This window comes from Chryseosolibacter indicum, assembly GCF_018598585.1.
Classification (GTDB): domain Bacteria; phylum Bacteroidota; class Bacteroidia; order Cytophagales; family Cyclobacteriaceae; genus Chryseosolibacter; species Chryseosolibacter indicus.
The window spans coordinates 91,919-98,840 of the sequence record NZ_JAHESD010000014.1; the positions used below are offsets into that span (position 1 = coordinate 91,919).

8 protein-coding genes are annotated in these 6,922 nt (G+C 37.6%); 1 reads left to right on the top strand and 7 read right to left on the bottom strand.

Annotation, left to right across the window (positions count from 1 at the left end):
* Positions 1–137: 137 nt before the first annotated feature.
* Both KK060_RS08895 and KK060_RS08900 read right to left on the bottom strand, forming a co-directional pair.
* Positions 138–689 carry a DinB family protein gene (locus tag KK060_RS08895; RefSeq protein ID WP_254153362.1) on the bottom strand — a complete coding sequence of 184 codons (552 nt, stop codon included), beginning with the start codon at positions 687–689 and terminating at the stop codon, positions 138–140.
* 57 nt (positions 690–746) lie between these two features.
* The gene (locus tag KK060_RS08900; protein ID WP_254153363.1) at positions 747–1,253 is read right to left on the bottom strand and encodes a Crp/Fnr family transcriptional regulator; all 507 of its coding nucleotides are present in this window, start codon (positions 1,251–1,253) and stop codon (positions 747–749) included.
* Between the two features lie 663 nt (positions 1,254–1,916).
* On the opposite strand from KK060_RS08900, the gene KK060_RS08905 reads away from it, so the two are divergent.
* The gene (locus KK060_RS08905) at positions 1,917–2,723 is read left to right on the top strand and encodes an SRPBCC family protein (RefSeq protein WP_254153364.1); all 807 of its coding nucleotides are present in this window, start codon (positions 1,917–1,919) and stop codon (positions 2,721–2,723) included.
* Positions 2,724–2,906: 183 nt separating this feature from the next.
* Here the strand turns inward: KK060_RS08905 and KK060_RS08910 are convergent, their stop codons facing one another.
* The 5 genes from KK060_RS08910 to KK060_RS08930 form a co-directional block, all read right to left on the bottom strand.
* Positions 2,907–3,818 carry a helix-turn-helix domain-containing protein gene (locus tag KK060_RS08910; RefSeq protein ID WP_254153365.1) on the bottom strand — a complete coding sequence of 304 codons (912 nt, stop codon included), beginning with the start codon at positions 3,816–3,818 and terminating at the stop codon, positions 2,907–2,909.
* Positions 3,805–4,164 (bottom strand): DUF4345 family protein, encoded by a 360-nt coding sequence (locus KK060_RS08915; protein WP_302180039.1) that lies wholly within the window; start codon positions 4,162–4,164, stop codon positions 3,805–3,807. The genes KK060_RS08910 and KK060_RS08915 overlap by 14 nt, the downstream gene beginning before the upstream one ends.
* Positions 4,165–4,169: 5 nt before the next feature.
* Positions 4,170–5,078, bottom strand: a complete 909-nt coding sequence (locus KK060_RS08920; protein ID WP_254153366.1) for an alpha/beta hydrolase — start codon at positions 5,076–5,078, stop codon at positions 4,170–4,172.
* A 266-nt stretch (positions 5,079–5,344) separates the two neighbouring features.
* Positions 5,345–6,112, bottom strand: a complete 768-nt coding sequence (locus tag KK060_RS08925) for a hypothetical protein (protein WP_254153367.1) — start codon at positions 6,110–6,112, stop codon at positions 5,345–5,347.
* A 149-nt stretch (positions 6,113–6,261) separates the two neighbouring features.
* The gene (locus KK060_RS08930) at positions 6,262–6,774 is read right to left on the bottom strand and encodes an RDD family protein (RefSeq protein WP_254153368.1); all 513 of its coding nucleotides are present in this window, start codon (positions 6,772–6,774) and stop codon (positions 6,262–6,264) included.
* Positions 6,775–6,922: the final 148 nt, after the last annotated feature.

The following is a 6,922-nucleotide window of genomic DNA, read 5'->3' on the forward strand; positions in this document are numbered from 1 at the left end:
AAATGGGGTAAATCGGCGCAGCTGCAAGGGTTCTGAAACGGAGCCCCCGCTTAGAACTCAAGTGCAAACCTCTATAAGCCCTAAATGAGTAAGTACTGTGTTAGTATGATGCGTACTTTGTTAACCCTGTTTAACCTTTAGCCATGTTTCATTTGTTCCTGAATCCTTTCAATTTGCTTTAAGTGTCGGATGATGTGGTTTATGAAAAACTGAAAAGTGTCGCCTAGCCTAAGCTTTATTAGGGAAGAGATTGATGTACTTATTTTTACCTTGTTTAAGCTAATGTTTCTTGATTGATTGAGCAGGTCCAGCAACTTAATTTGTTGATTGATAAACGTGTCAATTACACTTCTATCAAGTTTATCATACAGTGGATTTTTATCTTTAAACGTTTTCATTTTGTTTAACTTTTCTTTCGGTAGCATGCTTTTCGCGAAATAAGCGCCCAGCGGACCACTCTTAAATTCAGGTTCTGCTGTTGTTCCGGAGTTTCTGATCTTATTTTCAATCTGAGGCAGATAGAATTCTCCGTAACGATTTAAGTGTTCAAGACATTCCAGTACAGACCAGGAGATTGCATTTTCGCGCCAGCTCAAAGAAGGCAGACTGTTACTTTTAAGCTTTTCAACCTGATTTATGTTTTGTCTTGTCTGCTCAATAAGTGATTGTATTAACTTCTCTGACTGCATATTGGTTTAATTTTATGCAAGACTATTAAAACAGGCTTTAATAATTCTTGACTGAGATCAAGACTTTTTTAGGCGCGACAGTGTTTCCGGACTCATTCTCAAATAGTTCGCAATGTACCTGTGCGGAATTTCCTGAAAGAGCTGTGGACTTCTCTTTAAAACCCTTTGATACCTCTCCTTTGGTGAGTTAGTTAATATGTCAATTTCGCGTTCAAGTTGTTGCAGTATTAAGTTCTCAAGTATGCCCGTCCAGAGGACTCTATTGGTATCAGTCTTTAAAAAATTATCGATCTGATGCTTCGTGATGACTCTCAAAACCGTCTTCTTAATGGCTTGAATAAAGAAGTCGGAAGGCTTACCTGTTAAGAAAGAATCGAGAGAGACAATTAAATTCCCTTTATACCCAAACCTGATGATCTGTTCTTCATAATCATCTAAAACAAATATGCGCAAACTGCCACTTTCAATGTAATACACGTTGGTATCAACACTTCCTTTTACTTTTAGTAGTTCATTTCTCTCTATCGTTATGGTCTTCTCAGATAGTTCAACAATTTCTCTCATGGTAACTTTTCAATATTCCTAATGATTAGCCGTTAGCAGAAGCAGCTCGTTTTTAAAACTGATTGTACGGAAATGAGGTTCGTAATGTTGTTTCTTCATAAAGCCTGTCACAAAAGAAATAGACGCAGTCATTCTGATACTGCAGCTTTTGTACTATGGGATGAACTCTGTTCGAAGAATCCCCTTCCCTAAAATCTTCATAGAAGAGAAATCCATGTACTCACGGATGAAGAAGTCCATCCAAGGGATGCCTCGCAGTACTCACAGCAAAACGATTTAAGTTAGCAGGCTCGGCATGACGCGCTCGATCTATGTTTATCTCCTGGTATAGTTTTCCCTCCCGCTCAGTGTCACTCTTCAAAGGACTCTGAGCTTTTGAAACACTGCTCCTCTTCGAGTGACACCGAGGGGGGTGGAAGCTCTTGAAAATATCTTGTATGCACCTACTATACTGCTTGGTTGTTCTGCCCTTTAGGGACAATTATTGTAAGGTGTTTCATCTCTTTTTTTTATTAAAGATAAGGAAATGAGGATGTCTAAATCAACCCGTCACAAAGTCTATTTTACACCCTTCCTGAGAGATACCAGTCCCGTAGTTTTGCTTGAACAAGTTTACGATCAGCAAGTATTTACTTCAAAAACTTAAAAACCAATTATCAGCTTATGAATAACTACGACTTTACGATTTCCTTTTTGGTTGACCAGTCGCCAAGCGATGTATTTAAAGCCATCACCAATGTTCGCGGTTGGTGGTCAGAAGAGATTGAAGGCAACACCGAAAAGCTCAATGATGAGTTTACCTATCGCTATAAAGATGTTCACCAAAGCCGAATGAAGCTGGCAGATGTTATTCCTGACAGAAAGGTTGTGTGGCTTGTACTCGACAACTACTTTAATTTCACTAAGGATAGCAGCGAATGGAAGGGAACGAAAGTTTGCTTTGACATTACCCAACAGGATAACAAAACGAAACTTCACTTTACGCATGTTGGCCTTGTTCCCGAATACGAATGTTACAATGCTTGTTCAAATGGATGGACACAATACATAAGGCATAGTTTGTACGATCTGATAACGAAAGGAATGGGACAGCCGAATTCAAGTAAGAAGGCATTCACTATCCATGAAGTAGCAGGCCAGTTTAATACATTAGCACAGCAGGAAAAGTGGTTTGAAATTCAGGATATGTTTTTTACGGAAGATGTAAAGAGCATCGAACCGCCAAACTCGCCCTGGTTTAAGAATGTAGAAGGAAAGGCTTCTGTTCGCAAGAAAGGTGAAGATTGGGTAAAACGCATACAAGCAGTCCATAGGTCATACACAAGTGAGCCTGTTGTAGGCGGAAACCATTTTGCTGTAGGCAGAGCGCTTGATATTACGGTAGAGGGATTGGGAAGAATTCAGATGGAAGAGATTATGTTATACCAGGTAAAGGATGGCAAAATTACGTCGGAACAGTTCTTCTATTAACAACTGATTTCCTCCCGCTCAGCGTCACTCGTTTAGCCGACGCTGAGCTTCTAGTCGAAGCAGGTAGGCAATCATCGTCTAAGCAGGGTCTCCGTTTCAGGACCTAGCCGAGTTTCCACTCATCTGTCAATTTCCCCTGAATGGGTGAGTCATCCCGTTTGGATTGAGGCGATGGTATTTCTATCAGTTAAACGATTGCCTATACTCCAAAGGCGACATTTCAGTTTTCTTTTTGAAAAGGCGGTTAAACGATTGTGGATATTCAAAACCTAATTCGTAGGCGACTTCACTTACGGATAAATTTGTCGTTGAAAGTTTTTCTTTTGCTTTTTCAATGAGTTTTTCGTGAATGTGTTGTTGCGCGTTTTGTCCTGTTAGCAAACGCAACATATCGCTTAAATAATTTGCTGATATATTGAGTTGATTGGCTAAATATTCAACTGTTGGCAATCCACGTTTTAGTGTTTCTGCATTATTGAAATAATCATTCAAAAGATTTTCCATTTTAGAAAGCAAATCACTGTTTACGGCTTTTCGGGTAATAAATTGGCGTTCGTAAAAGCGATTGCAATAGCTCAAAAGCAAATCAATTTGCGACAAAATAATGCTTTGTGTGTGCTTGTCAATATGTTGATATTCCTTTTCTATTTTCTGGAAAATATCAATAATATTTTGCTCTTCCTGTTCAGAAAGGTGTAACGCTTCATTTATGGAATATGAAAAGAATCCATAAGTTTTGATTGTGCTTTGCAATGGGTGTTTTCTCAAAAAATCAGGATGAAAAATCAATACGTATCCTGTGCCCATTGTTGCGTTAAAAGCATTGGTCTTATCCACTTCGACAGATTGAACTTGTTTGGGTGCAATAAAGGTCATTGTTCCTTTATCAAAATCATAGTATTGCTGCCCATATTTTACTTTTGATTGGATATTGTTTTTTAGAGAGACAGTATAAAAATCGGTGGAAAAATGTTGCCACAAATCAGAGTTTACAGCGTGTATTTCAGAAACTAAAACCACGCTCACCAATGGATGTAAAGGAGGTGGAATGGATAATAAACGATGAAATTCAGATAAAGAATTAATTGTCTGCATATTTATATAGAACACCAAAAATTATTAAAACAACAATTTCTATAGTCAGCCAAAGTAATTGTTTTGAAAAAAAACCGTCTAAAACAAATCCGAATAATCGGGCTATAACAATTCCTAAAGTCATAAAAAACAATAATGCACACACCGTTAATTTCCAAGCATGCCATTGATTGTAAAATATGAACAACATTCCCAAACCAATGAGAAATCCCCATTTCACCCGTGTTTCAATTCGTTGATATGGCTTATCGGTCAATGAGATTTTACTCATTAAGTTTGGTTTGTATGTTAGCATGCAACCTGCGATAAGCAAAACTATTCCTATTAGTTTTAGAAATATATTCATTATTTCTAAAAAAGATTTTCCTGAAAAAACGGGACTAGTTTCTCTAGTGCTTCTGCTGTCGCTTTTCGTTTGTCATATAAATCATAATGACTTGCACCTTTTACAATATGGATTTTTTTACTTGAGGAAGCCGCTTTGTTGTATAAATCGAAACCGTCTCTGTAGGAACCGAAAGCACCTACTTTATCGCCAACGATGACCAATAAAGGCTGCGTTAGCAAAAATTCGGCAAGATGAAAAGCATCAAACGTTATTAGGTTCGCCATACTTGTAAAAAGCAATTTATTGTTTGAGGTCGGAAATTCACCTCTCGGCGTTCTGTAATAATTGATGGCTTCCAGCATATCAAATTCGTTTATTCCTGCCTGCATTGCTTCTTCGGCAGAATTGGGTGTCCAATTAGTAATCATTGGTTCCGCTCCGTTAGCTTCCGCGGTTCGTTGTGCTGATACAGCTTCTAATGTATCTAAAAAATTAAGTTCTCTGAATGCTCTGCTTGCATTAGTTCCTACGACTGTTGCCACCGCTTTTATTCGTCTTTCTGTCATTGCTGCGTTTGCTGCGTAACCACCACCAGCACAAATGCCCAATAAACCGATACGATTTTTATCTACAAAATCTAATGTAGTGAGATAATCTACAGCACAGCGTATGTCTTCTACACGCGTGGCCGGGTCTTCCAAATATCTTGGCTCTCCACCGCTTCCGCCTTGAAAAGAAGCGTCATGAGCCAATGCTAAAAAACCTCTTTGAGCAAGTTTTTCGGCATACAGTCCTGCAGTTTGTTCTTTAACACTACTTCCTGGATGGACACAAACAATAGCAGGATATAGTTGTGTTTTATCAAAATTGTCGGGCAGATGCAGATTCCCTGAAATGTTCCATGACCGGTTCTTAAAATTTACTTTTCGCATGTTTAATTCTTTTAGAAATTACAATGCAAAATTCGTCTTGCTGTAAAAAGTAAATGTTTCCAAATCAAGGTTAATTGTAACCAGATCGGGGTTAGGATGTGGCAGTAATATTATCGCTATCCGTTTTGTTATAATGCCTGTTCAGTCTAAGCGGGTTCTCCGTTCGGGCCCCTGCGTGACCTCCCTCCTCGTCTGCCAATTTCTACTGAATTGGTAAGTCGTCATAGCTGCGGTGTCGGAAACTGAAACTGTAACTATTAGGAATACTATAACTTGATTAGCTTATATTCAATCTCGCCGATCTTATGTTCCATTTCATCCCAATCAGAGTGAATATTATATAACTCTAGGGTATCCGCTTTTATTTGAAAATGAAAAAGCTTGCCCCTCATCCAAATTCCCGCAGAATCTTTTGAAGGATAAAATGCCATAGCATCATAATTAATCCCTTCAGTAAAGTCATATATCGGTTCGAAATATCGATAACCATCTATTCCTTTTATAGTTCCATCACTTTTAAATTCAATTATGCTATCATTGGGCAAACTTTTAAACTGACCCTCGAATAAAACTTTTCTCAATTCCGTTCGTTCGTCAAGTATTTTTCTATAAACCTCCTTCTTGTTATCAAAATCTAAAGCTAAATGATTCGTGTCTACCTGAACCAATCTAAAGGGTTCACGGATATATGAGAAGTCGTTAGCAATAAAGAAATTACTTATAGGATCAAATCTTATTGGGATGTCGTAACCTCCCTCGTGCTCCGTAAAGCCTATCAGCATAGGTGAGTTAGATAATAGATTTGCTTTTTCTAGTCGAAACCCCCAAAGCCTTGTCGTATAATTTCTACTTAAATAAATAGAACGAGAATTAGCTACTTCAACTAAATAGCTATCAGAAAGCCAATAGCCATCGAGTTCATTGGTGATTGATTGTTTAAGGCTGTCATCAACAACCTTAGTAGAATTAATGTTTTCTTTAGGTTTGGTACAACTAATACTTAAAATAAAGAGAATTAAAAGTGTGTTCTTCAAACAGTGTTTACAAGACATCTTGTTTATATAATACTGGCTATGCATTTAAGTTAATAATTACTTTTCTTTTATTATAGTTCGTTAATTCGCGCCGTGCTGAATTCAAAGTTCACATCCGCGGTGTGCGATATTGAAGGGAAGAGATGAGATTATACTTTTTTCCAAAACTCCTCTCTGATCACAACACTACCCGCAAGGAAATCGTGAATAGCTCTTCTTCTTTTATTTGTTAACATTGTCGCTATTTCCAGCAGAAACCACAAAGTTGCTAGCCAATCCAAATAGTTTTCTATTGCAGATTCTCCAAGTGGATATCGTCCCAATTCTAAAATTCTTGATATCAGAATTATCAGCCCAATTAACTCTAAAATAATGTAAATACTATCTCTCATGATTGACTGTCGAAAAGTCAGCAATCGTGTTTCTGATTTATCAACAACTCTAACATCCATCCAATTCTTTCCTAAAGTCTGCCCTGATGACCAATGAAAGTAGATAGTATATACGTAAAAAGATGAATAACTAAAAGCTACACCTAGTATCAGTATGGAAACGTTTTCACTATCAATTATTAAATAGTCAAGAAGTCCTATAGGCACGAATATTATTCCATCAATTAATCCAGAGAAAAAACGTCTCCAAAAAGTGTTGTACCTATTCATGCCACTGCTCAAAATTGATTGATTTTGCTAAGATTACAATTAATAATGTATTACCATAATCGGCATTTTCTCCCTCCCGCTCAGAGTCACTCTTCAGAGGACTCTGAGCTTTCTGAAACACTGCTCCTAATTTTACCTAAATCTTTGT